The sequence below is a fragment of the Leptospira haakeii genome, from assembly GCF_002812045.1.
Taxonomy (GTDB): domain Bacteria; phylum Spirochaetota; class Leptospiria; order Leptospirales; family Leptospiraceae; genus Leptospira_B; species Leptospira_B haakeii.
On sequence record NZ_NPEG01000001.1, the window covers coordinates 433,904 to 457,828 of the forward strand.

At 39.0% G+C, this 23,925-nt stretch carries 23 protein-coding genes; 13 read left to right on the forward strand and 10 right to left on the reverse strand.

Translation table 11 applies throughout. The annotated features are described in order from the left end of the window. Positions 1 to 127: 127 nt before the first annotated feature. From CH377_RS02155 to CH377_RS02180, 6 genes are all read left to right on the forward strand, one after another. Positions 128 to 1,438 (forward strand): 3-hydroxyacyl-CoA dehydrogenase family protein, encoded by a 1,311-nt coding sequence (locus CH377_RS02155; RefSeq protein ID WP_100722185.1) that lies wholly within the window; start codon positions 128 to 130, stop codon positions 1,436 to 1,438. An 18-nt stretch (positions 1,439 to 1,456) separates the two neighbouring features. Continuing rightward, positions 1,457 to 2,722: an acetyl-CoA acetyltransferase gene (locus CH377_RS02160; protein ID WP_100722186.1), complete on the forward strand. Its 1,266-nt coding sequence runs from the start codon at positions 1,457 to 1,459 to the stop codon at positions 2,720 to 2,722. Positions 2,723 to 2,777: 55 nt separating this feature from the next. Next, positions 2,778 to 3,212, forward strand: a complete 435-nt coding sequence (locus CH377_RS02165) for a hypothetical protein (protein WP_207797578.1) — start codon at positions 2,778 to 2,780, stop codon at positions 3,210 to 3,212. A gap of 116 nt (positions 3,213 to 3,328) precedes the next feature. Then, positions 3,329 to 3,841 (forward strand): TlpA family protein disulfide reductase, encoded by a 513-nt coding sequence (locus CH377_RS02170; protein ID WP_100722188.1) that lies wholly within the window; start codon positions 3,329 to 3,331, stop codon positions 3,839 to 3,841. Between the two features lie 4 nt (positions 3,842 to 3,845). Further along, the gene (locus tag CH377_RS02175; RefSeq protein WP_243401933.1) at positions 3,846 to 6,188 is read left to right on the forward strand and encodes an ankyrin repeat domain-containing protein; all 2,343 of its coding nucleotides are present in this window, start codon (positions 3,846 to 3,848) and stop codon (positions 6,186 to 6,188) included. 3 nt (positions 6,189 to 6,191) lie between these two features. Further along, on the forward strand, positions 6,192 to 7,130 hold the full coding sequence (locus CH377_RS02180; RefSeq protein ID WP_100722189.1) for a fumarylacetoacetate hydrolase family protein: 939 nt from the start codon (positions 6,192 to 6,194) through the stop codon (positions 7,128 to 7,130). Between the two features lie 38 nt (positions 7,131 to 7,168). On the opposite strand, the gene CH377_RS02185 is transcribed toward CH377_RS02180, so the two are convergent. Then, positions 7,169 to 8,518 (reverse strand): hypothetical protein, encoded by a 1,350-nt coding sequence (locus CH377_RS02185; protein ID WP_100722190.1) that lies wholly within the window; start codon positions 8,516 to 8,518, stop codon positions 7,169 to 7,171. A gap of 103 nt (positions 8,519 to 8,621) precedes the next feature. Beyond that, positions 8,622 to 9,419 (reverse strand): helix-turn-helix domain-containing protein, encoded by a 798-nt coding sequence (locus CH377_RS02190; RefSeq protein WP_100722191.1) that lies wholly within the window; start codon positions 9,417 to 9,419, stop codon positions 8,622 to 8,624. 135 nt (positions 9,420 to 9,554) lie between these two features. On the opposite strand from CH377_RS02190, the gene CH377_RS02195 reads away from it, so the two are divergent. Further along, positions 9,555 to 10,016 carry an SRPBCC domain-containing protein gene (locus CH377_RS02195; RefSeq protein WP_243401934.1) on the forward strand — a complete coding sequence of 154 codons (462 nt, stop codon included), beginning with the start codon at positions 9,555 to 9,557 and terminating at the stop codon, positions 10,014 to 10,016. A 37-nt stretch (positions 10,017 to 10,053) separates the two neighbouring features. Here CH377_RS02195 and CH377_RS02200 read toward each other — a convergent pair whose 3' ends face one another. Genes CH377_RS02200 through CH377_RS02235 form a run of 8 tightly spaced genes read right to left on the reverse strand, consistent with a single transcriptional unit; the run spans position 10,054 to position 18,229 of the window. Further along, positions 10,054 to 10,479: an acyl-CoA thioesterase gene (locus tag CH377_RS02200; RefSeq protein WP_100722192.1), complete on the reverse strand. Its 426-nt coding sequence runs from the start codon at positions 10,477 to 10,479 to the stop codon at positions 10,054 to 10,056. A 1-nt stretch (position 10,480) separates the two neighbouring features. After that, on the reverse strand, positions 10,481 to 11,506 hold the full coding sequence (gene pheS, locus CH377_RS02205; RefSeq protein ID WP_100722193.1) for a phenylalanine--tRNA ligase subunit alpha: 1,026 nt from the start codon (positions 11,504 to 11,506) through the stop codon (positions 10,481 to 10,483). Further along, a complete protein-coding gene (locus tag CH377_RS02210; RefSeq protein WP_100722194.1) occupies positions 11,503 to 12,903 on the reverse strand; it encodes a UDP-N-acetylmuramate--L-alanine ligase in 1,401 nt (466 codons plus the stop codon). Before CH377_RS02210 ends, pheS begins: the two co-directional genes overlap by 4 nt. Continuing rightward, complete coding sequence (locus tag CH377_RS02215) at positions 12,900 to 13,529, reverse strand: hypothetical protein (protein ID WP_100722195.1); 630 nt, start codon at positions 13,527 to 13,529, stop codon at positions 12,900 to 12,902. The genes CH377_RS02210 and CH377_RS02215 overlap by 4 nt, the downstream gene beginning before the upstream one ends. Next, positions 13,529 to 14,641: a DUF4340 domain-containing protein gene (locus CH377_RS02220; protein WP_100722196.1), complete on the reverse strand. Its 1,113-nt coding sequence runs from the start codon at positions 14,639 to 14,641 to the stop codon at positions 13,529 to 13,531. Before CH377_RS02220 ends, CH377_RS02215 begins: the two co-directional genes overlap by 1 nt. Further along, positions 14,631 to 16,568: a motility-associated ABC transporter substrate-binding family protein gene (locus CH377_RS02225; RefSeq protein WP_100722197.1), complete on the reverse strand. Its 1,938-nt coding sequence runs from the start codon at positions 16,566 to 16,568 to the stop codon at positions 14,631 to 14,633. The genes CH377_RS02220 and CH377_RS02225 overlap by 11 nt, the downstream gene beginning before the upstream one ends. Then, positions 16,565 to 17,293 (reverse strand): ABC transporter permease, encoded by a 729-nt coding sequence (locus tag CH377_RS02230; RefSeq protein WP_100722198.1) that lies wholly within the window; start codon positions 17,291 to 17,293, stop codon positions 16,565 to 16,567. The genes CH377_RS02225 and CH377_RS02230 overlap by 4 nt, the downstream gene beginning before the upstream one ends. Positions 17,294 to 17,296: 3 nt before the next feature. Next, positions 17,297 to 18,229, reverse strand: coding sequence for an ABC transporter ATP-binding protein (locus CH377_RS02235; RefSeq protein WP_100722199.1), 933 nt, complete (start codon positions 18,227 to 18,229; stop codon positions 17,297 to 17,299). Positions 18,230 to 18,504: 275 nt separating this feature from the next. Between CH377_RS02235 and CH377_RS02240 the strand changes: the two genes are divergently transcribed. From CH377_RS02240 to CH377_RS19635, 6 genes are all read left to right on the forward strand, one after another. Further along, positions 18,505 to 19,662 (forward strand): ACP S-malonyltransferase, encoded by a 1,158-nt coding sequence (locus CH377_RS02240; protein WP_100722200.1) that lies wholly within the window; start codon positions 18,505 to 18,507, stop codon positions 19,660 to 19,662. Positions 19,663 to 19,710: 48 nt separating this feature from the next. Beyond that, on the forward strand, positions 19,711 to 21,291 hold the full coding sequence (locus CH377_RS02245; protein ID WP_100722201.1) for a DUF2779 domain-containing protein: 1,581 nt from the start codon (positions 19,711 to 19,713) through the stop codon (positions 21,289 to 21,291). Positions 21,292 to 21,378: 87 nt separating this feature from the next. After that, positions 21,379 to 22,590 carry an argininosuccinate synthase gene (locus CH377_RS02250; RefSeq protein ID WP_100722202.1) on the forward strand — a complete coding sequence of 404 codons (1,212 nt, stop codon included), beginning with the start codon at positions 21,379 to 21,381 and terminating at the stop codon, positions 22,588 to 22,590. Next, positions 22,587 to 23,072 carry a pantetheine-phosphate adenylyltransferase gene (coaD, locus tag CH377_RS02255; RefSeq protein ID WP_100722203.1) on the forward strand — a complete coding sequence of 162 codons (486 nt, stop codon included), beginning with the start codon at positions 22,587 to 22,589 and terminating at the stop codon, positions 23,070 to 23,072. Before CH377_RS02250 ends, coaD begins: the two co-directional genes overlap by 4 nt. 13 nt (positions 23,073 to 23,085) lie before the next feature. Continuing rightward, on the forward strand, positions 23,086 to 23,499 hold the full coding sequence (locus tag CH377_RS02260) for a nucleoside-diphosphate kinase (RefSeq protein ID WP_008593886.1): 414 nt from the start codon (positions 23,086 to 23,088) through the stop codon (positions 23,497 to 23,499). A 242-nt stretch (positions 23,500 to 23,741) separates the two neighbouring features. Next, complete coding sequence (locus tag CH377_RS19635; protein ID WP_165780444.1) at positions 23,742 to 23,918, forward strand: hypothetical protein; 177 nt, start codon at positions 23,742 to 23,744, stop codon at positions 23,916 to 23,918. Positions 23,919 to 23,925 lie beyond the last annotated feature (7 nt).

Sequence of the window (23,925 nt, forward strand, 5' to 3'; positions counted from 1 at the left end):
CGTTCTACAAAGTCTTATAGATAACGGCTAAAGCAGGCGCTTCGAAGGAGAAAAAAGCCTTTCCCTCTAAAAAGCCTGTTTTAAACAAGGACTTAACTCTAAAAAACCGAGATGTTGGTATAATTCCATGAGGGAAATCAAAACCGTAACCGTTCTTGGCGCAAATGGGACAATGGGCGCCGGATCCGCAGCTATCGTAGCAGCCTTCGGCAAAGCGAAAGTCCATATGTTGGCTCGTGACGTAAACAAGGCTAAAGAAGGGATCGAAAAAGCAATTTCTTCCATCAAAACGGACACTATCCGTCCTAGATTAATTCCTGGTTCTTATGACCAAGACCTGGAAAAAGCAGTCTCTGAATCCGATTGGGTTTTCGAGCTTGTTGCAGAAAGTTATGAAGTAAAAGAACCGATCAATAAAAGGATCGCGAAAGCTCGTAAACCGGGCACAATCGTATCCACTGTTTCTTCCGGTCTCTCTATCGCTCGTCTAGCAGATGCTTTCGACGAAGACGGTAAAAAACATTATTACGGAACTCACTTCTTCAACCCTCCGTATAAAATGATCCTTTGTGAATTAGTAACTCATGCAGGAAACGATAAGAAAGTTACTAAAAAACTAGGTGAATATCTGGATAAAACTCTAGGACGCGCTGTAGTTTATACGAATGATACTCCAGCATTCGCAGGTAACAGGATCGGATTCCAGTTGATCAACGAAGCTGCTATCAAAGCGGAAGAATATTCAGACAAAGGTGGTATCGCACTTATCGACGCAATCATGAGCGGGTACACCGGAAGAGCAATGGCTCCTTTGGATACTGCTGACTTTGTCGGTTTAGATGTTCACAAAGCAATCGTAGACAACCTCTATGAGATGACTAAAGATGCTGCACATTCTACATTCAAACTTCCTGGTTATTTCCAAAAGTTAATCGATCGCGGAGATTTAGGAAGAAAGTCCGGACAAGGTCTTTACAAAATGACCAAAACTCCTGACGGTAAGAAAGAAAAATTATATTACGATGTAAAAGGTGACCTGTATGTTCCGGTCCCTAAATTTGATATTCCTTTTATCAAAGAAGCGAACCGCAGGATCGGCGAAGCTGATTATATCGGTGCAATGAATATCGTAAAAGAAGCGAAAGGTTTGGAAGCGGACATCGCTCGTTACTTCATCGCTCGTTATGTAAGCTACTCTCTCTCTCTCGTAGGAGAAGTTGTAGATACTAAAGAGATGACTGACCTTGCGATGGGAACCGGATTTAACTGGGCTCCTGCATCTGCATTCGTAGACTTCTTAGGCGGACCTAAGGAAACAATCAGTCTAATCACTAAAGCAAAACTTCCTGTTCCGGAAGTATTGGCAAAAGCGAAAGCGGGAAAACCTTTCTATCAATTGAAAGATATTTTAGACGCTCGTTCTCTTTTTAAAGGATAATAAGGGAGGAAAGATTACATGAAAGATGCAGTTTACGTACTCGGCGGAGAGCAAACAGACTTCCAACGTAACTGGACTAAAGAAGGAAAAACCTTCATGTCCTTGTTCAGGGAAGCCGTTCAAGACGGACTAGAAAAAGTCGGTCTTACTCCTGACGAAATCAAAAAGTTAAACAAACAAAATCGTATCGGAGTTTTCGTAGGAAACTTTGACGCGGAACAATATGCAGTCCAAGGACACTTGGGAGCTTTCTTAACTGAAGTTGATCCTTGTTTCTTCGGAGTTCCAGGCGCTCGTTATGAAGCGGCTTGTGCTTCCGGATCTGTTGCTCTTGATGCAGCTCAAACCAAACTTCGCTCTAAAGATTATGATGTAGCGATTGTTGTTGGTATGGAAATCATGAAGACAGTTTCTTCTTCTGTTGGAGGAGACTTCCTAGGAACAGCAGCTTATTACGACAAAGAAGCTAAGGGAGTTCAATTCCCATTCCCTAAACTTTTCGGAAAACTCGCAGACGTTCTTTTAGAGCGTTATAAGTTAGATGAAAAACGTTATATGGGAGCTCTTGCGGAAATTTCCAGGATTAATTACGCAAACGCTAAACGTAACCCTAAAGCTCAAACTCGCTCTTGGTTCATGAACAATGAACATGCAAATTCAAGAGGTGGAGAGTTCAATATGGCAGTGGGTGGACGCCTTGCAATCACCGACTGTTCTCAAGTAACTGACGGTGCTGCGTTAGTAGTTCTTGCTAATAAGAATTACGCAGAAGAGTTCGCTAAGAAAAAAGGAACTAAACTTTCTGCTTATCCTAAGATCAAAGGATGGGGACACAGAGTTGCTCCGATCACTTTCGAAGCAAAAGTTGCTGAATCTAAAGGTGACAAATGGGTTCTTCCTTGGACTCGCCAAACCGTTAAAGATGCATTCGATCGTTCCGGTCTGAACACTAAGGACATCGATGTATTCGAAACTCATGACTGTTTCACTTCTTCCGAGTATGCAGCGATCTCCGCTTTCGGGATAACTCAACCAGGTAAGGAACACGAAGCAATCGAAGACGGAGTAATCGACTTCCACGGTAAAAAACCGATCAACCCATCCGGTGGACTTATCGGAGCGGGACACCCAGTAGGAGCTTCCGGTGTGAGAATGATGTTAGACATCTACAAACAAGTTACCGGAACTGCTGGTGATTACCAAGTAGAAGGCGCTAAAAACGGACTGATGCTCAATATTGGCGGATCAGCAACCACCAATTACGTGTTCGTAGTCGGAAAATAAATTCTTTCTACAAAAAAGAATGGAAAAGCCCGGTATCCCCGGGCTTTTCGTTTATATGGGTTTACGCACGGCAAAAGATTGGAATCAATTCTTACTTAGGTTCTTCGTAGCTCTTGGAATTTGGGAAGTAGCCTCTGTTTCCCTTCGAACTTTATTATTCTCCACTTTTTATTTTGATCCAAATTTAAAGAACTTCTTCGTTCCAATGTCCCAAGTGTTTTGGATCGGACCTATCGTTGCGGATATTTTGGAAGTATTCTTCATTGGAATATTAGCATCTCTTGTTAGACCTGCATTACCTTACGGACTTTTAGGTGGGTTACTTACTGGGATTTGTTTTTCAATCGCTGCTTTTGTAGCGCCCGCTTTAGCAATCTCTCAGTTTACAGGAGCCTTTCCCGTAAAATTGATTTGGCTTTGGGTATTCTACCAATCCGTTCTAAGTATATTAGCTTCTTTCGTTTTCACATTCACAAGCGAAGAAGATTAACTGATCCAAAAATCAGTTCTGAATTTCCAGAACTTTGCCCAAATCCAAAAACACTGGGAGTAAATTGGGTCTAACCCGGGTCCAATTTCCAAAAGGGAAACCTTTTCGGTTTTTGTATGAAAACGATCCTTTGGGCTCTAATCTCATTGTTTATTTTTGTAAACCTTTCCGCGGGTCCAAAAGATCAAAACGAAATTCAAAATATTCCCCTATATTCCTTAGATCTAGAAAGAAAAACATTATACCAAGAACTTAGCCAAATCCCTGACGAAGATCTGGTCATTCTGAATTTCACGAGTTCAGACTGCCCTCCTTGCAAAGAAGAAGTCCCAAATCTATTAGAATATTCTAAAAAATGGAACGGTTCTCATCCAAAAATAAAACTACATCTTTGGATCGTTTTTGTGGGAGATGATCCGAGTTCCGTTTCTAAATTAGCGAACGAATTAGGCATCAAAAAACAAACTTCTTTATACTTCGATAGTCTGCAAACCAGCATGAGAATTTTAGAATTCCCTGGGACTCCTACAACCATGGTGGTCCAAAAGAAAAAGATCCTATTCAAAGAATATGGATACACCAAAGAAAACTGGTCCAAACTAATTTCCGTTCTGGAAAATAGGAGATAATCTTTTGGAAAAGATTTCTGTAATGCCGCGGACCAATATAAAGGTTGACTATAACGAGAATGTCACTAGGCAATATCGGGTTGTCGGAACTCCTACAAGCAGTTACATATTTTTAAAAGTCATTTCAGTCTTTTTCCTTCTTCTTTTTTTATCAGGAGCTAAACAGGAACTTTTCTCTAAAGAAAACTCAGTCCAGAAAATCTATATTCATAAGATCAAATTAGAAAACGGAGTCCCAAAATATTTAGAAAGCAGATTTAGGAACGGGATCATTAATTCTATATTAAAAAACTTTGAAGGAAAATTCAATATCGCCGATGATGATTCATTGGCGGCTCTTTTAAAACAAGTAGAACTAAATCAAAAGTTAAACTGCAGCGACGAGATCTGTATGAAACAGATCGCAGACGCGATAGACGCAGATGAGTTAATTTCCGGTACAATCTTCCCTTCGAGCAAAGGTTATAAGATCAACTTAAGATCTCAAAAAAGAGATTCGGTTGCATTAACTTATACGATCAAAACTTCTTTCGATCTCGAATTTCCGGAATATCAAATCGATTATTATTCTTCGGAGGCAGGACGCAAACTAATCGATCCAAGATATGCGATCAATTTTGCAGCCGCGTTTCCAGGAGCTGTGGAGAAGGTAGAATTTCCCAGTTTTAAGGTCCAAAACGATAAAACTGGAGAGATCAATGTTCTAAATTTCAAAATAGAAGACCAAGGTGCTAAAAGTTTTATCGAAACTATCCGGCCGAAACTTTCCAAAGCGGATGATCTAGTAAAAGAAAAGCTCTATGAAAAATCCATCCCAGAATATGTGGATACTTTAAACGCTTTGGAGCAAAGGCTTTCAGATAGATCCAAAACGGAAATGTCGGACTATCTAAAGAATATCCGAGGCAAAATATCTAATTCTTATTTTCTAATATATAAGGATAAGTTTTCCGAAATAGACTTATCTGCTCAGAAAGGAGGGGAGATTTCCTTTTTGAAAAAATTAAATGAACAATATAAGGATCTAAAGAAAGAATATACCACCAAAACACCTTCTTCCTTTAGAATATCTGAATTTGAAAAAGCGTTGGATGATCGAATCGAAAAACTGAATTTTCTGATCTTCGGACTCCAAGAAAAAGAAGGAGACAGACTTTATGCTGATTTTGATTTTACAGGCGCTATCTTAAATTATAGATCCGTTAGAAGTGAACTCATCAAATTAAAATCCGGACCAGAATCTTCCGCATTCAAATCAAGAGTAGAAAGAAAGATCTTAACTTCCGAAACTACAGGAAGATCTTATTTACAAAGCAAACTTGCCGGGTTGTATCAAAATTTGGAAAAATCCTTTCTTGCTGAAGCATTAGAATCGGATCCGGATCGTCAAAAAAATTATATAGAAAAGATAGGAGAAGGTTTCAAACAGATCCTTGAAATTTTAGCAAGATCCGAATTTGTCTCAGAAGAACAGATCAAATATTTCAATCATTTCCGGACCAAGGCGGCACCCCAGGTGGGTAAAAACCTATTCGATCAAGAAACTGCAAACCTTCTTCTGCATGAAGGGATTGATAAAAAATCCAAAACACAGGTGGATACCTGTATTAAGTTAGGAGCAAATCCGAATTCTATAAATTCTGATTCGGGTAAAAACGCGGCACAAAGATTAGCGGAAAGTGATACTATCCTAATCAGTCCCGACTCTTTGAAAATTTTAAGAAATTCCATCAAAACCAATTCAAGTTTAGATTCGGACTTTTTCGAATCAGTTCGCCAAAGAAAAATAGATGATATCAATCGATTTGTATTAAAAGGATCAGACCCAAATACAAAAGATTATTTAGACAATACCCCTTTGCATAAGTCCGCTGGTTTTGGCTATTACGAAGTATCTTCATTTCTTTTACAGATTGGAGCAGAACTAAATTCCAAAAATGGAGAAGGGGAAACTCCTCTGCATAGAGCGGTTCTACATGGATTTTACGAACTATGTGTTTTGTTTTTAAGATCCGGAGCTGACCCAAATGTAACTCGAAATGACGGAATGACTCCTTTACATTTAGCTGTTCAATTTCCTGATATTACAAGATTACTTTTGCAAAGAGGGTCCGATCTGAACTTAAAGAATGACGAGGGCTGGACTCCCGTTCATAAAGCAGCGGAAAGCGGAGATCCCGAGTCTTTAAAACTTTTGATCCAAGCAGGTGCAAAAGTAAACGAAAAAGATAATATTGGTTGGACTCCTATGGACTGGGCAGTCCAAAAAAATCGGTATGAAAACCCGAATATAGTGAAGATCCTGAAAAAAGCAGGAGCGGAATGCCAGGTTAACTGCGTGGAGTAGAATATGCGTATTTGTAGATTTCGTTTCGAAAATAAAATCCTTTGGGGAATCGTCCGAAACGATCATCTCGTTCCGATCCAGGGAAATCATATTATAGATTTCTTAAATTTAGGAGGAAAGTCTCCAGAAACTAACGGAAATCCGATCGAAATCTCAAAAGTTGAAATTCTTTCTCCGATTACTTCTCCTTGTAATATCATCTGTCAGGGAAAAAATTACGCGCAACATATCATAGAAACCGGAATGAATCCTAAGGATAAGGATTATAACCTTTTTTTCACCAAGGCTTCCTCAAGTTTGACAAGTGCTATAGGAGATATTATAAAACCTTCTTTCGTAAAACTTCTGGATTACGAAGCTGAGATGGTCTTGGTATTGAAAAAGGAAATCCTCAAAAAAACGATAATCACGAAAGAGAATCTTCACGAGTATGTAGGGGCAATCACTCTAGCAAACGACGTATCTGCAAGAGATATACAAATTCCTCAAGGCCAATGGTTTAAAGGAAAAAGTTACCGAACCTTCTGCCCTATCGGCCCCTTTGTTCAACTTGTGGGAAAAGAAGATGTAACTAAAATCCCGAAATTAAGGATTTCCTTAAATGTGAATGGAGAGTTACGACAAAATTCCACTTTAGATAAAATGATCTTTCCTCCGGAAGAAACTTTAACGGAGCTTTCGGAGATCATGGATCTTTTTCCGGGAGATATCATCCTTACCGGGACTCCTTCCGGAGTTGCATTGAATGCTCCTGGTGGATTCATAAAAAGGATCGCTTCCTTCCTTTTTTCAGAAAAGAAACTTATGGAAATTTTTGTTAGAAAACAACTCTCGAGCCCTAAGTATCTTAAGGTAGGAGATAGGATCGAAGCAGAACTTAAAACGGAAGATGGAAGTTTGGATTTAGGGAAGATGAAATTAAAAGTCAAAGAAGAGAATTAATCTTCGCTAAAATTACTTTCATTGATTCTTTTCATTTCCTAATTCGGAAAATTTTTTCGAACCGCATCCTTAGAAAGATTTCCTTCCTTATCCGTCCTGATCAATAGTGCATCGATATAGATTGCAGGCTTTCCTTTTGTATAAGCTACTATGATAAATCCATCCGGGACATTTAAGATACGATGTGCCAAATAAAGCCTTTTGGTTTGTTTTTTCTCCCAAATCTTTTTTCCTTCGGTGGAGAATTTCACCAATCGTAAAGGGCCTTCTCCATCTGCAGAAAGTGCCATAAAATCTTTGTCAGGAGTTTCTATAATATCAGTTAAGAACCCAAGTCCTTCTATTTTCTGGACGGTTTCCCAGATTACATCTCCATTCTGATTTAGCTTCATAAGCCAAGTCTGAGTGTTTCTTGGACTTGGAGTTACTGCCCCAGCAAGAAGTAGATTCCCATCGGAAAGTGGAATGATCCTGGACGCCCATTCTTCTATCCCTGATTTGCCATACAACTTTTTCCAAACGGGTTTACCATCCTCATCGATCCTATGTAGGATCACATCTTTTTGAGATTCCTTCCCCGATTGAATGCTTGTATTTTCGGAAAGTAAAACCCCTCCATCAGAAAATCCTAAACTAGTTTCGGGAAAGTTTTTGATATCTTTAAGCTGTTTTGCAAACTTTAAGTCCCCATCTTTGGAGAATCGAACGAATAAATATGCTGTCTCTATAGTGCTAGAGATTGAAGTAGTATTCCCTACTTTCGTTTCTTTTTCGATACGAGATTGAACGGAAACAATAGCAGTCCATTTTCCATTGGATAATTCGTGTAGATGATAGATCCCTACATCTGTTTCTCCACAGAATGAATCACAAAAATCTTTTGGTAAGATATATTTGTCCCAAACTAGCTTACCGTCTGAATCGTATTTCATAAATATGAGTTGTTTCTTCTCAACGGAACCCATAGTTCCTATCGTTACAAATCCACCGTCGGAAGTTTCGCGAGTAAGTTTAGAAAGTACACTTTCATGGTTCAAAACGAATTGAGTGTATCCACCTAAGTCGATTGGTTTAGTGGTGAACAAATATCTCCACCAAACAGGGCTTCCGTTTCCATCAATTTTAGTTGCCCAAGCATTAGAATATTTTCTATTCTCTGCGAGAGAATTGGTATCAAGCCTGCTGCAATCATTTGCAGATCCAATGATAACGGAACTTCCATCTTTGAGCATCACGAAATGTCCCGGCAGATCTTCAGGACAATCTTTAGCTACCATGCCGCTGAATTGTTCTCCTCCCACAATCGTCTGCCAAAGGTTTGCAGTTTGAGACCAGATAGGAAAAGAGAAGAAGGATAATAAAATCATTAAGAAGAAATGTCGTTTCATCGGGCCATCCAAGAGGAAGCAAAAGATAGAGAATTTTCAGATTTTGTAAAGAATTTATTGCCTCTGCAGGAATTCCTAGATATCCCCCAGGTTATATATCTATTCAAGATTCCGGAATACTTTTAGAATACTCTTCCGGACTTTTACCCACCATTCTTTTGAAATCTTTTATAAAATGCGCCTGGTCAAAATATCCCAACTCCAATGCTAGCTCAACCCAGTCTGTGTCTTTGGTAATTCGATCTAAGATCTCGAACATTCTGAATCGATTGATTACCCATTTAGGACCGACTCCCACATATTGATTGAATATCCTTTGTAAAGATCGTTTATTCATCCCGGAATATTGGACCATATCCTCTACTTTCAAGATAGATCTATCATTGGAAACTTTTTCGGTCAGTTCATTGATCCATGTGATTGTTTCATCTTCTTCAGGAAGTCTTTCATATAAAAAGTTTTCCGCAAATTGTACAAGTTCGGATTCTGAATCTAATTCAAATACTTCTCTTTCTAACGGTTCTGTTGGAATTCCAAACACTTCTTCAATTCGAATTGTCTTATCGGTGATTTCTGATAATGATCTTTTATAAAATGGGTAGAATGCACCAGGTTTAAACTTGATCCCGAATACTCTACCTTCTCCTTCTAATCTTTGCGCAAATCTGCCGCTAACCACTCCGAAAATTTTGGTGTTATTCATTTCAAAAACCAAATGAACAGAAGGATGAGGAAGATTTTCTTGGACCATAGGTCCTGCTTCTCTCATGTCCCATCGAACCGACCAATAATGTTCCACAAAAAAACTTAAACCCTTAGAAGGAGCAGTTCTAGTTAAACTCCAATTCTCCCCAGTTACGGATTTGATGATACCTTTAGGTTTGTTTAAGTCTGTTTTCAAAATCGAACCCTGGATTTATTTCTTCCAAATTCTCCGCATTTGTCGCGTTTTTACAATCTTTTTGTTTAGTGCTCTGCTATTGTTCTAATTACAAAAACGAAAGGAAGATCGATCGGATCAAACTTAGGAGACAATATGGAAATCAAATATGAAATTTATATAGCGGCCAAACCGGAACTTGTTTGGAATATTCTAGTTTCAAAAGAAGAAAGTAGCAAAATTTTTCATGGATGTGGGATCGAATCCGATTTCAAAACGGGAAGTAATTACGCATACATAGGCCCGGGACCTTCCGGGGACAAAACAGTTCATGTAGAAGGAAAAATTCTGGAAATTATTCCAAACAAAATTCTATCCATGACTCTTTTGGTGGGCTCAGTATATGGAGAACATTATAAAAACTTTGAGTCCAGAACGGTTTATACTTTGGAACCTTTTGGTAAATTAACCAGATTGAAGCTAGTGAATGATCAAATCAAAGAAGGTGATCCTTCTTATGAACGCTCTGCAGATGGAGGATGGGCGAGAGTTTTATCTTCTATCAAAAGTTTAGCGGAAACTGGAAAACCTTTAGAACTTCCAATGGGAGAAGATTAATGAACTAGGTTTGGACAGGATTATAAAAATGGGGAATTCAATCCACTTTTTCAAAAGTAGTTTTGAATTTCTCCAAATCTTCTTCCAAAATTTTGCGGATCCAATCAGGAATCGGAATCGAAGTTTTGTTTCTATGATCGTAAGATACTTGGACTGTTTTTGCCTTAGTAAAAATTTCCTTGGTTTCAGTATGTCGTATCAAGGAAGTAAAATCCCAAGATTTATTCCCTATTTTAGAAACACAGGTCCAAACTTCTATTGAATGAAATAGTTCAACAGCCTTAAGCATGTCCACTTCCATTCTTGCGAGCAAAAACGGAACATCATAGATATCTCTCGTATTGAACTTCTTAGAACAATAATCCACTCTTCCTATTTCAAAATAGGACATGTATCTCGCATTATTTACATGAGCGAAGGGATCCAAATCGTTCCATCTGGTTTGGATCGGAGTAATAATCATATTAGAATTGTTTTAAGAACCTTAGATTCCCTGAATGCAGATAGCGAATATCATGGATCCCGTATTTCATCATGACCAATCTATCAAGTCCGAGCCCGAATGCAAATCCTGTCCATTCTTTAGGATCTAAACCGTTCAGTTTGAAAACGTTCGGGTGAACCAAACCGCAAGGCATTAACTCCAACCAACCTGATTGTTTACAAACGGAGCAACCACTTCCTCCGCAGACTTGGCAGTTAATATCTAATTCAAATGCAGGTTCTACGAAAGGAAAAAATCCAGGTCTAAGTCTGGTCTTTACTTCCTTCTCAAAAACTTTAGAAAGTAGGACTTCCATCGTATAGAGCATATTGCCCGCAGAGATATCCTTTCCTACTACCATTCCCTCTATCTGATAAAAGGATGTTTCGTGAGAAGCATCCACTTCTTCATAACGAAATACTCGCCCAGGTCCTATGATCTTAAAGGGAGGTTTCAATTTTCTTAATGCACGGACTTGGATCGCAGAAGTATGAGTACGGAGAAGATTCCCGTTTTCCAAATAGAAGGTATCCTGCATATCTCTTGCAGGGTGATCATCCGTAAAGTTCAGGGCCCCAAAATTATTGAAATCTGTTTCTACTTCCGGTCCATCCCAGATCTCGAAACCCATCGAGGTGAAAATGTCCTCGATCTCATATTGAATTTTTGTAATAGGATGTAGTGTGCCTGGCTCGGTCTCACCCAAAGGACGAAGAACATCGAACCATTCCTTTTCGGATTGTTCTCTAAAACCTTTGGTCTTTAGATTTTCCCTGGTTTTCGAAACGATCTCTTCTAAACTTTTAGACAAGTCGTTTGCCTTTTGGCCTACGGTTTTCTTTTCTTCGATAGATAAAGAAGCAAGATTTTTAAGTACAGAGGTAAGTTTGCCTTTTTTACCTAGATACTCATTTTTGTTTTTGTCCAGATCCGCTTCGTCGACGGAAGATCCGATCAAACGATTCGCTTCTTCAAAAATTTTGTCTAATTCTTCCGATAGATTCATTTTCTAGATCCGACCAATTCCTTCAAAGAAGGATAAATTCCGCCGAAAGCCCCATTGGACATGGCTAGGATCAGGATTTTATCCTTCTCAAATTGGGGAAGAATTTTCCGAACTTTCTGGACCAGATCCTTGGGGTCCTTGCAATAAAATGGAAGGGTGCCTGAATGTTTTGGAAGTTTCAAGATCAGCTTTTTGACGTCCAAACGGCTATCCTTGGAGACTTTCTTGAGATTATAAATTTCGGTAATCATGGTCACCGCGGAGCCCTTAAACGCAAAAGAATATTCTTTCTGGAAAACGTTTCGGTGAGAAGTAGCACTTCTAGGTTCAAACAAACTGATAATTTTAAAACCTGGAAATCTTTGCTTAACAGATCGGATCGTTTCTTCAACTGCCACAGGATGATGTGCAAAATCCTCGATCAGAATACTTCTGGCAGAATCGAATAAGATCTCTTGTCTACGTTTTACACCAGGGAAGGATTCCAACGCATCTAGTAACTTTTCTTTTGCCTTAGGAATATTTTCTTTTTTTAATATCTCTTCGCAGACCCTGAGAGCAACTTCCGCGTTTCTATAATTATGATTTCCGAAAAATCCTGGGCGAAGAAGTCTTTGCCCGGAATATAATTCTCCCTTCTTCCAACTGAGAATTGAATCTTTTTTATTAAATTCGAAGGCTTCCGACTTCACAAATTTGGAAGCTTCTCCACAAATCCTTTTTAGATTTGCAGCTCCTGCCCAGTAATACACTTTTCCATTCCCAGGAACAAGTCTAAGCAATCTGGAAAACATCGTTTCAATCTCTCCGATATCTTTGAAGATATCTGCATGATCAAAATCTAATGCATTTAGCACTGCATAGGTAGGTCTATAATGTAGAAATTTAGATGCCTTATCGAAGAATGCCGTATCATACTCGTCGCCTTCGATCACAAAATAGTTTCCGTTTGTGAATTCAAATCCTGGAAATCCATCCTTACGGATTCCACCAACGAATAATCCAGGATTCAATCCTGTTTCTTTCAACAAATGATGGATTAAAAAAGTAGTCGTGGTTTTTCCGTGTGTCCCAGCGACCACCACTACTTTTTTTCCCGCAAGAATATATCTTTCTAAAGCGGCAGACATGGAAATATATTCCAAGCCTGAGTTTAGGACTTCTTCTACTTCTACATTTCCTCTGGAGATTGCGTTTCCGACTACAATTAGATCTTTACCCTTAACTCTCTCTGCATCAAAACCTTCGGAGTAAGGAATTCCCCACTCTTTTAATTTATCAGACATTGGAGGATATACTCCAGCATCAGAGCCGGAAACTTCATGACCTAGGCTTCTTAACATAGAAGCCAGGTTTCCCATTGCGATCCCGCCTATCCCTATCAGATGGATTTTCAATTTAATAATGTCCTAATGATATTATAGATAAATACAAATACTAAAGAAATACTTAAAAGATAAGCAGTTCCAAAAAGGAAGAATATTAGAATTTCTTTAGAATCTACTCCGCTGACTCGTTTCATCCCTATATAGGAAAGATAAACCGAATACAAAAAGGAAATTCCAATCAATCCTAAGTTGATCGGACTTGGTAAGATCCAAAACACGGAAGAGGAAGAAAATGCCAAAAATGCAAGAGTCAAAACGTCCGCAGCAGGATAATTCTCCCCTTTTGTACGATCCACTTTTCTATAAAACACCCGAACAACATCATACTGAGAAACTACCAAAAGTAAAACAGGATAGATGATAAGAGAAGTGATCACTCCGGAGAACGGATTAAAATCCACTTCATTCCCGAAAACAAGATCCAAAATAATTTTGATCAGATTGCCTGCGATCTTGGAAATAGGAGCAAGAACCCAAAGCGCATAATGTAATCTTAATAATTCTTTTCTACCTAGAGAAACATTTCTAAGATACAGATCAAAAGCTTCCGTAGGGGCCTTAAAAATTTTCTCTAAAAGTGAAAGTTTGGATTTTTCTGCTTCAGTAAGTTCTGAGTTCGGTGTAATCAAAAACATTATTTTTTCCGAGAAGTGTTTCCTAATTTCGATTTATCGGGCTTTACAATCGCTTTCGCTTCCTTAATTGCCTTAGCGGCAGCTTGGATCTGCGTAAACGCGTTTGCTATTACATAAACCGGAGGTTCTTTAAAATTAGAATTTATAATTCGGATCACAGGAGTTAGTTTTTTATCTCCTATGGTAGTTTCCTTATGAAAACGATATACGATCTCGTTTCCGTCGGAAATCAAAACCTTCACGCTCGCTAAAGAAAATTCAGACCTCTCCGCATTAGGAGCCAGGATATTTCCTATACCAAAACCTGCACCATTCTCATCATCCGGAAAAGTTTCTACCTTCAGACCGGTCATGAATCGATACAGATCTTCTCCCAGCTTTGGTTCGAGTAATATAATCTCTCCGGAAAGCCTTCGCCAAAAATTCTTTTTAACGCTGTTGGATTCATATGGAGTATTATCTATACGTATAGAAGTCCCATTCTCATCTATATAAGAAATTTCTTTCACATATTCCTTATTCAATGTCAAAATACTTTTTTGACGGAAATCCTGAGGACCTTTTTGGAATCTATCAAATAGATAAGAAGAAGAAGTTAGAATATTACGGATCGGCCCTTCATGTAGGATCACTCGAGTTGAACCTAAAGAATGTTTTTTTCCTATCCTTAAAGTTTTAGAAATATTTCCGGAATAAAAAACTAATTTAGGAGAATCTTCTCCAAGTTGTAAAGATTCTTTGATTTGGATCCCTTCTAGGATCTCTTCTGTTCCTTTAACTCGGTAAGTCCCGAAATCCCTGACGGTATTTTCAGAATTATAACCGCCTTCGTATTCTATATCTTTCCCGGTTTCAGTATCTTTGTTTAATACTGCGAAAAATTTCTCTCCCTTCTTGATCCCTTCTTTCACTGAGATAGTAAAAGGTTTAGAATAAAATTTGTCTCCGGTTCTTTCTACCCATTGTTCGCTAGGAGGGTAGTATTCTATCCGATCTAAAGAAAGTTTCCAATATTCTATTTCAGTCGCATCTTCTTTTGTTTTTTCCAAAAGGAAGAAGGCCAGAAATAGTAAAACGACAACTAAGCCGAGTAGATAGAGTTTATTTCGCATCTTTCTGCCCGGCCTTTTTGCGTTTAATCACATAGATGGAGCCAAGACCCGCAATGAGTCCAGGGAATAAGAACATTCCCAAGATCCAAACTGCTCTTTTCTGTCCTTCTGTTAAGGAAACGGTCTCAATCTCTTCTTTTTTAGGAGCGATCGCAGGAAGACTAACGTCTTGATACATCCAAGTCACGGAAGCGCCTGCAAGTTCGTAGTTTGCTTCGTATGGAATGTATTGGTTTGTGATCCATGAAGTTCCGGAATAGATCACTATCCTTCCTTCGTCTTCTGATTTTGTTTCAGGCAAGGTTGTAGGAGGTGTGTTTGGATCTGTAGGTGGAATTACCGGAACCGCAGATTTAGTTTTTAAAACTAAAGCGATCGGAAGATTTTTTTTCTCTTCTTCCTTCTCTTGTTTTCCATTTCCATTCTTATCTAAATAAACATCTCCGCCGGTTTCCAAAAGGATAGAAGCATCTAATTTTACATCTGTAGGATCTTTTGGAGGTTTTTGTTCAAAATATCCTCCATAAGGGAAAACAATCCCTGTATCCTTTTTGGAAAGAGATTCTTCGATCGCATGATCTCTAAATGATTTAGTCAAGATCAGACCGGGGGCCCTACTTGGACTTTGGGAAAGATTTCCTTTCGTATAAGAATATCCTGCTGCTTCTAAAAGCCAATCGAAACTTTCGTTACCTCTTTGTTCGATCGTAATGAAAAGTTTTCCCTTCTTCTTAAAAACAAAATCCAATATAGAAGCCCTTGCTTCCTGAGAGAATGGAACAGTAGGTCCTGCGATAACCAAAAACTCGGCGTCATCCGGTATCTTAGATGGCCAATTATTTTGGAAACCGATCCCTGTGGATTTAAAATTCAAAAAGGATAATGCATCCGTGAAACGAACTAATTTTTCGTTCGGAAGATTTTGGAAAGTCTGAGAATATCTTTCTCCATTCGCTTCCGTGAAGTATACCTTTCTTTCTTTAGTGGTAACATTCATGAATGCCTGGACCAATCTTCTTTCCAAATCCTCTAGTTCAGACTTATCTTTAACTCCGACCTTTTGTTCAGGATACGGCCCTGCTGTTGCGCCAGCTTTACGATAGCGTATCAAAACATTCCCATTAGAAACTTGTCCGAATTCAGCGATCTCATCCAATTCAACATCAGCGTTGATAAACTTTACTTTGAATCCAGGATGAACAGAAACCAATTGGCTAAGTAAAATTTCCAGATCAGGGCGAATTCTTTTTAGAGCCAGAGAAGAACTTCCGTCCGCATTTCTGGCAGTACTATCCAGAGGGCGAGGATAAAAAGCGATTACGTCCACTTCTGCCCCTTCCGGAATTTCTTTTAAGATCTTTTTGGCTTCGATAGAGAAAGAATGAACTCCTTTCGAGCTTAGATCGAAATTATGATTTCTCATTACGGAAATATAATTTGCCAATATCAAGATAAGAAGAAGTATACCTGTCCCCAGGAAAAAGTCCCTAACCAGGCTTTGTTTTCTTCCTTTGAGACTAGATTGGTTCTCAAAAGAACTTCTTTCCCATTCTCTTAATATTCCTAAGAATACGCTTCCTAATACGAAGAGCACCAAGAAGACCAAAAGGAATTCTCGCAAGTTTGCGATCCAAACAGGAGCAGTTCCTCCTTTTTGCAAAGAAAGATCTTCTAAATAAACTCTTAGGAAATAAATCCCTAAAGAAATAATCCCAAGTCCGGAAGAGATGAGCAAGTTGATCTCTTTATCTTCTTTTTTGGAACCTATATAAGATAAAAATCCTGATCCAGCAATGACAGATAACACGATGATCGAGGTCGCCCATCTTAGTCCCGCACTTGAAAAAGATTCATAAATCGGGAAGAAGAGTAATAATAATACGATCGATGCCCAGGAAAGAATTCTGGAAATTAGATTTGATTTCATCCTCTCCATCTCCTAGATTCCAAAACTTTTACGGTGAGATACAAAAAGAAGATCGTTCCGCTGATAAAGAAAACGGTACTGCTCAAAGGGAGCACTCCTTTCGAAAAACTGATAAAGTGAGTGAATATATGTAAGTGGAACAAGACACTTCTTGTTGCAGCATCGAATAAATGGGAGAAGTATCCGATCACCCAAAGAGTCAACAAGACCGCGATCGAAATCAAAAGAGAGATCATTTGGTTTTTTCCCAAACTGGATCCGAACAATCCTACCGCAAAAGTGAATAGCCCGAGTAAGAATACTCCGATAGTTCCGGAAGCAACTATGTATAAAGGAGCCTTCCAAAAGAAATAAAGGAACAAAGGAAAGAGCCCATCTACTGCGATAGAGATAATCGCACATACAAATGTTCCGAATAAAAACTTACCTACTACTATTTCCATATCCGAAATAGGAGCAGTAAATAGGAACTCCAACGTTCCTCTATTTTTTTCTTCCGTGATCGAACCCATCGCAACGATCAACATCGCGATCAACATTGTGCTCATGAAGGAGATAAAAGTAATAATTGTGGTTTCAGTGTAATTCGTTCCCGAGTTAAAATTCAGGATCAATACGAATAATGAATTTAAGAACGCAGTTCCGCCTAAAACCAGAGGGGCCAAATAGGTACCAAAAAATACCCTGACTTCTTTCCAGAAGATCCATTTAATATTTCGAAACATGAATTAAACCTTGTTCATAAAGATTTGTTCTAAGGTCACATCCTGCTTGCGAATAAATTCAGGCAGGATACCGGAAGAAGAAATTCCAGAATATAATTCTTCTTTAAACTTCCTTTCGGAGGAAGTATTGATCAGAAAAGTAGAACCTACTGAATCTTCTCCCACGAATTTGAATGTTGCGCCGGACTTGCTCGCGATCCCATTCAGATAGATCTCAGTTTCAGATCTAGATTTTCCTGATAAGGTTACTTCAAGACCGGAAAGATTTTCCATCTCTCTTTCTAATTCCTGGCGGTTACATTGGTACACCAATCTTCCTTTATGTAAGAAAAGGAATCGATTACATGTCTTGTAAACTTCAGGAAGGATATGGCTGGAAAGAAGAATGGTATGTTTTTCTTTCAAACCGTGAATTAGATTACGAATTTCTACTATTTGTTTCGGGTCCAAGCCTGAGATAGGTTCGTCCATGATGATAATTTCAGGATTTCCTAAAATAGCCTGGGCGATCCCTACTCTTTTTCTAAATCCTAAAGAAAGAGTTTCGATCACCTTCTCCTTTACTTGAGTAAGATCCGTAAGACCTAGAACTCGATTCAGTTCGGAAGAAATATCTTCTTCAGAGATCTGTTTGATCCTAGCAGCGAAAGTAAGATACTCACTTACAGTCAATTCAGGATAAAGAGGAGGAGTTTCCGGAAGATAACCGATCTTCTTCTTTACATCGATGGGATGTTCGAATGTGTTAAGTCCGTTGAACTCGCATAATCCATCGGTTGCCATTAGGTAACCGGTGAGTATCCGGATCGTAGTTGTTTTTCCTGCACCATTAAGGCCAAGTAAGCCTACAATTTCTCCCTCTTTGAGTTCGAAATTCAGGCGATCAATGGCTAATTTCTCTCCGTAAAATTTGGAAAGGTTCCTTACTTTAATCATATTGTTTTCTGTCCGGTCCTACCGGAGATTAGAAGATATTTCTAATTAGAAGGGTTTTGGAAAGAATAACCTCATGCGGACCCGACTAGGTCAATCATTTTCCCGGATAAAGACCGAACCATAAGGTTTTGAGAGATTTCAAGGGAATAAACGACTGTTTAATGGAACGGTCGTTCTTTACGAACGCTAACGGACGAAAAAGCTCTTTAAAAAAGAATTGCGAACCCAAGGCTGGAAAGAAAAGCATCTTCTAACGACTTATAACAAGGCATTGTATGGCAGTAGCAAACTTTTTGAACGAAGCAAAAGCTCAAGGCAATAAACTATTTTTGCAATTTGGGGGCCAGGGTTCTCCTTGGTTGAAGGAACTTTCTAAACTTTACGAAACAGATCCTTCTTTAAAAGAATTGTTTGATACAGCTTTCAAGGCTCTCGCAGAAGAAGTTCCGAGTTTAAGAAAAGATATCATCTCTCAAGGATATGATTTCGAATCCTGGATCAAAAACCCAGAATCTGCTCCGGATGAAAACTATCTCTGCAGTGCCACGGTTTCTATCGTAGGTATCTTCCTCACTCAAACAGCAAATTACGTCTCTTTAGTTAATAAAGGTTTCACCACTTCCGAACTTATCGCAAACGCTTCCGGAGCAACTGGTCATAGCCAAGGGATTATTCCTGCGGTATTAATTGCATTAGGAAAAGAAGGCGCTGACTTCTACAAAGAATATACTAAATTTTTGAAATTCGTTCTGTATCTTGGATATAGAGCTCAGGAACTTTATGGAATTTTCAATCCTTCTGAAGAAGTTTTAAAAGGTAACGAAGAGATCGGCGACAAACAACCTGCTCCAATGGTTGCAGTCATCGGTTATAGCGCTGCTGAACTTTCCGAAAGAGTTCAGAAGACAAATGCAGAACTCGGACTCAGCGGAACTAAAGCAATTTATGTTTCTCTATTTAATACTCCTGATTCAAATATCGTTTCAGGGAATCCGGAAGCTCTTCTTGCTTTCCGCAAAAAGTTCAAAGCGGAGATGGATGAGAAAAAAGTAAAATTCGTCTACTTAAGAACTACTGCACCTTTCCATTGTCCTATTATGGATGAATCTGAAAAGACCGTTCCAAAAGATATGGAAAGAATCGGATTCAGCTATAAAGGTTCCGATCTAAAGATCCCGGTATATTCTATCTTTGACGGAAGAAATTACCAAAACGAAGCAGATATCAGCTTACCTCTATTCAAAGAAGTTCTGATCAAAGCTCTTTACTGGGACAAAGCGATCACTAGCTTTGTTAAAACTCCTAAGTTAGTCGGTATCGATTTTGGACCGAGCGTTGTTTCTCAAAAACTGACCCAAGCAAACTTGGGAACTTCTGAGAACAAAATTTACAGCGCATCCAGCCCGAAAGACATTAAGGTACTTTTGGCTTAAACTTTCCGATCTAGGGAATTCTCCCTTCGGACAAGAAAAGACTCCGCCATGGATTCGGTTCCTAAATTACTAAGAACCTCGATTCGGCGGTTGTCTTTTCTCTTTCCGGAAACACTCAGACGAAAACTTCTATTCGATGTTCTTGCTCCCTATAGAGAAAAAGAACTTCCTCTTTTAGGAAGATCCGCATTCCAAACAGGCCAGTATTGTGAATTACAATTTTGGAAATTTCTAAAAGAACCGAATTATGAATTCGATATTTCCAATCAGTTCATTTCTCCCAAGCAAAAATCCTTACTCAAAGATATTGCAGGTAATCTTTTCCCGGATGCAAAACATGCAGGATACAAAGATTCTAAAACTAGATCTTATCTAGATTCAAACCAACCTGTCAAAGGTGCTTGCGTTAGAACAAAATTTTTTGATACAAGAGCGGACTTTTTAATTCCGAATGAAGAAGGTTGGCAGGTAATTATTATCAAGGCATCTTCCTCCGCTAAAAGAACTCATATCTCCGAACTTTCTTTTATCAGAATGGTTTTGGAAGAAGCGGGATATAAGGTAAGTTCTACCCAAGTATGGACCGTAAATTCGGAATATTCTTATACCGGAACCGAAATAGATCCGAATCGACTATTTCACAAAAAGGATTGTAGCAAGGAGACTTTGGCAAACTTGGAAGATACCAAAGAAAAAGCATATAATCTTCTAGAAGTATTAGAAAAAGATAAAATCCCTTCTATCACCTCTTCCAAACATTGTGATCATCCCAGAAATTGTATCCATCCGGAATCCTGTTATTCGGATTCACCCCCGGGAGATCTATTTACTCTAAGAGAAGGAAAAGAACTTACTCTAACTCTTTGGAACCAAGGAATCCGAAATCTATCCGAAGTAGAACCTGATTCTGAATTTACTCATCGGCAAAAAATACAAGTAGAAGCTGTAAAAACCGGAAAGGAATATATAGATAAAGAATCACTTTTGGCTTTTCTTAATAAGTTAAAATTTCCTTTATATTGTTTGGATTTTGAAACGATCAATCCTCCTGTTCCTGTTTATAAAGACACACATCCATTCCAACATGTGCCTTTTTTATATTCTTTGCATGTGATCCGAAAAGATCTGACAGAAAAACCGGAAGAATATACTTACATAGACGACCACGATAAGGACCCTAGACTTGGGATCTTAGAATCACTTTCTTCCCAGATCAAACCGGGAGGGACTATCCTAGCATTCAATGATAGTTTCGAAAAACGTTGTTTGAAAGAATCAGTCCAAGCCTATCCAAAATATAAGGAATGGTTCCAATCCATAGAACCTGATTTCTCGGATCTAGCAAAACCGTTTTGGGATTACGATTATTATCATCCCGCCCAAGAAGGAACCACTTCTTTAAAGGTTGTTCTTCCTGTTCTTACCGGTGCGAATTACAAAGAACTTACAATCAACGCGGGTCATATCGCTAACTCCGAATTTTTAAGGATCAAAACTGAGAACGTTTCGGATCAGGAAAGAAGAAGAGTTGAGGCCGATCTGATCGCTTATTGTAAAATGGATACCTATGCTTTGATCCTAATACTTAGGGCTTTAGCGGAGAAGTTAAACTGGACCGGAAAATTATAATAAATCCTTCCGGATCGAATCTTCCGTAGGAATTCCAACCAAAATCGGACTTGTCGGGAGGGGTCCAGCGATTTCCCTATCCTTAGAATGGCGGCTCAAAAGAACATAAAGAAAATCGTATTAGCATATTCCGGCGGATTGGACACGTCTGTAATTCTTACCTGGCTTAAGGAAACCTACGGTTGTGAAGTGGTAGCATTTACCGCTGACGTGGGCCAAAAAGAAGAGCTCACAGGCTTGGAAGAAAAAGGGATCAAAACCGGAGCCTCCAAAGTTTATATAGAAGATCTTCGTTTAGAATTCGCAAGGGACTTTATCTATCCTGCCATCCAGGGAAACGCGATCTACGAAATGAGATACTTACTCGGAACTTCTTTAGCAAGACCATTGATCGCAAAAGCAATGGCAGAGGTTGGCAAAAAAGAAGGAGCGGATGCATTTGCTCACGGTGCGACAGGAAAAGGAAACGACCAAGTTCGTTTCGAGTTGGCATTCAAATCATTAGCCCCGGAAAAAGAAATTATAGCTCCTTGGAGGACCTGGTCCTTCGGAGGAAGAGCAGACCTAATAGAATACGCAAAATCAAAAGGTATCCCGGTACCTGTAACGGCTTCCAAACCGTATTCCATGGATAGGAACCTAATGCATATTTCCTATGAAGGTGGAATATTAGAAGATCCTTATAGAGAACCGAACGAGGATATGTTCCTTCTTACCGTTTCTCCGGAGAAGGCGCCGGATTCTCCCGAATACGTAGAACTCGACTTTGTTGAGGGAAATTGCGTTGCGGTGAACGGCAAAAAAATGGATCCTTACGAAGTAGTAGACACTCTAAATACGATCGGTGGAAAACACGGGATCGGAAGGGTGGATATAGTAGAAAACAGGCTAGTAGGGATCAAATCCAGAGGAGTATATGAAACTCCAGGCGGAACAATCCTATTCCATGCACATAGAGACTTGGAATCCATCACCATAGACAGAGACACACAGCATCATAAAGATAAATTATCCGCAGAATTTGCAGAGTTGATCTATAATGGACATTGGTTCTCTTCCAGAATGGCTGCAGTTAGAGCATTCATTTCTGAAACTCAAAGATTCGTAACCGGAACGGTAAAAGTGAAACTATATAAAGGAAACTGCATCATCGTAGGAAGAAAATCCTCAGTTTCACTTTATAATCCGGAAATGGCAACTTTCGAAAAAGAAGAGTTATACAACCAAAAAGATGCAGAAGGTTTTATCAACCTATACGGATTACCTGCAAAAGAAGCTGCAAGGCTGAGAAAAAAATGACAAGAATTGCTGTTTATCCTGGCTCCTTCGATCCTTTAACTAGAGGGCATTTGGACATTCTCCATAGGTCCGTAGGTCTATTCGATAAAGTGATCATAGGTGTCGCGGTAAACTCCAATAAGAGTCTACTTTTTTCCATCGAAGAAAGAATAGAATTCATCAGAGAAGCAACCAAAGGTTGGGACAATCTGGAAATAGACACTTTCGAAGGACTGACGGTGGACTATTGCAAAAAGAGAGGAGCAAAAAGTATCATCAGAGGACTAAGAGCAGTCACTGATTTTGATTACGAATATGCGATTTCTCTAATGAACAGAAAACTTGCTCCGGATGTGGAGACAATCTTCTTAATGTCCTCTAACGACTACTCTTTCGTTTCATCCACAATCGTAAAAGAAGTGGCAAGACATGGAAGGGATGTATCCGCTCAAGTGCCGGATCACGTTAGCAAAGCATTACTTAAAAAATTATACCACAAGTAACTAAGGAATAAAAATGGCTAGAACATTTATCATGATCAAACCCGACGGAGTGAAAAACAAACATGTCGGCGATATCCTACAAAGAATCGAAAAAGAAGGATTCAAAATTTTAGGACTTAAATATCTTAAACTTTCCCTGGAAGATGCAAAACAATTCTATAAAGTGCATTCTGCTCGTCCTTTTTATAATGACCTTTGCAGCTATATGTCTTCCGGACCGATCGTTGCAGCTGCTTTAGAAAGAGACAATGCAGTTCAACATTGGAGAGATGTGATCGGAGCAACCGATCCAAAAGAAGCTGCTGCAGGAACTATCAGAGCCTTATTTGCAGAAAGCAAAGAAGCAAACGCGGTGCACGGTTCTGACTCGGATGATAACGCTGCATTAGAGATCAGCTTCTTCTTCAAAGGAAACGAACTGTTCTAAGCTAGCGGATCTTTCCTTTTATAGACCCGGTGTCCCTGAAAAGACCACCGGGTTTTTTATTATCATCTTCTAATATACAACAACCTAACATTCGTTCTATATAAAGGCCTTCTTGATCGATGTTCTTGTCGGAGAAAAAAATCCGGATTATAACGAATTTTTCTTGTACTTTTTGGAAATATCTTTCTCTATTTTTCCTACGTAGGCGAAATAAAACCACCGTTTCGACCGAAGCTAATAACATGAACGCAGTGACCAAAGAGCAGATCATCAAGCATAGCCGTATCATAGAAAAATACAGAGCAAAGGATACTTTGTTCGACGGCTCCCCGGATTGGATGGACGATGTTTTGGAAGTGATCTACTCCCAAGACGATTTTATAGCGGAAAAACCCGATATAGATTTGGATATAGAGTAATCTAATC

Excerpts from the sequence above, each read along its gene's own strand:
- CH377_RS02155 (WP_100722185.1), top strand. The coding sequence starts at position 128 with ATGAGGGAAATCAAAACCGTAACCGTTCTTGGCGCAAATGGGACAATG.
- CH377_RS02160 (WP_100722186.1), top strand. The coding sequence starts at position 1,457 with ATGAAAGATGCAGTTTACGTACTCGGCGGAGAGCAAACAGACTTCCAA.
- CH377_RS02165 (WP_207797578.1), top strand. The coding sequence starts at position 2,778 with ATGGGTTTACGCACGGCAAAAGATTGGAATCAATTCTTACTTAGGTTC.
- CH377_RS02170 (WP_100722188.1), top strand. The coding sequence starts at position 3,329 with ATGAAAACGATCCTTTGGGCTCTAATCTCATTGTTTATTTTTGTAAAC.
- CH377_RS02180 (WP_100722189.1), top strand. The coding sequence starts at position 6,192 with ATGCGTATTTGTAGATTTCGTTTCGAAAATAAAATCCTTTGGGGAATC.
- CH377_RS02185 (WP_100722190.1), bottom strand. The coding sequence starts at position 8,518 with ATGAAACGACATTTCTTCTTAATGATTTTATTATCCTTCTTCTCTTTT.
- CH377_RS02195 (WP_243401934.1), top strand. The coding sequence starts at position 9,555 with ATGGAAATCAAATATGAAATTTATATAGCGGCCAAACCGGAACTTGTT.
- CH377_RS02200 (WP_100722192.1), bottom strand. The coding sequence starts at position 10,479 with ATGATTATTACTCCGATCCAAACCAGATGGAACGATTTGGATCCCTTC.
- pheS (WP_100722193.1), bottom strand. The coding sequence starts at position 11,506 with ATGAATCTATCGGAAGAATTAGACAAAATTTTTGAAGAAGCGAATCGT.
- CH377_RS02215 (WP_100722195.1), bottom strand. The coding sequence starts at position 13,529 with ATGTTTTTGATTACACCGAACTCAGAACTTACTGAAGCAGAAAAATCC.
- CH377_RS02220 (WP_100722196.1), bottom strand. The coding sequence starts at position 14,641 with ATGCGAAATAAACTCTATCTACTCGGCTTAGTTGTCGTTTTACTATTT.
- CH377_RS02225 (WP_100722197.1), bottom strand. The coding sequence starts at position 16,568 with ATGAAATCAAATCTAATTTCCAGAATTCTTTCCTGGGCATCGATCGTA.
- CH377_RS02230 (WP_100722198.1), bottom strand. The coding sequence starts at position 17,293 with ATGTTTCGAAATATTAAATGGATCTTCTGGAAAGAAGTCAGGGTATTT.
- CH377_RS02235 (WP_100722199.1), bottom strand. The coding sequence starts at position 18,229 with ATGATTAAAGTAAGGAACCTTTCCAAATTTTACGGAGAGAAATTAGCC.
- CH377_RS02240 (WP_100722200.1), top strand. The coding sequence starts at position 18,505 with ATGGCAGTAGCAAACTTTTTGAACGAAGCAAAAGCTCAAGGCAATAAA.
- CH377_RS02245 (WP_100722201.1), top strand. The coding sequence starts at position 19,711 with ATGGATTCGGTTCCTAAATTACTAAGAACCTCGATTCGGCGGTTGTCT.
- CH377_RS02250 (WP_100722202.1), top strand. The coding sequence starts at position 21,379 with ATGGCGGCTCAAAAGAACATAAAGAAAATCGTATTAGCATATTCCGGC.
- coaD (WP_100722203.1), top strand. The coding sequence starts at position 22,587 with ATGACAAGAATTGCTGTTTATCCTGGCTCCTTCGATCCTTTAACTAGA.
- CH377_RS02260 (WP_008593886.1), top strand. The coding sequence starts at position 23,086 with ATGGCTAGAACATTTATCATGATCAAACCCGACGGAGTGAAAAACAAA.
- CH377_RS19635 (WP_165780444.1), top strand. The coding sequence starts at position 23,742 with ATGAACGCAGTGACCAAAGAGCAGATCATCAAGCATAGCCGTATCATA.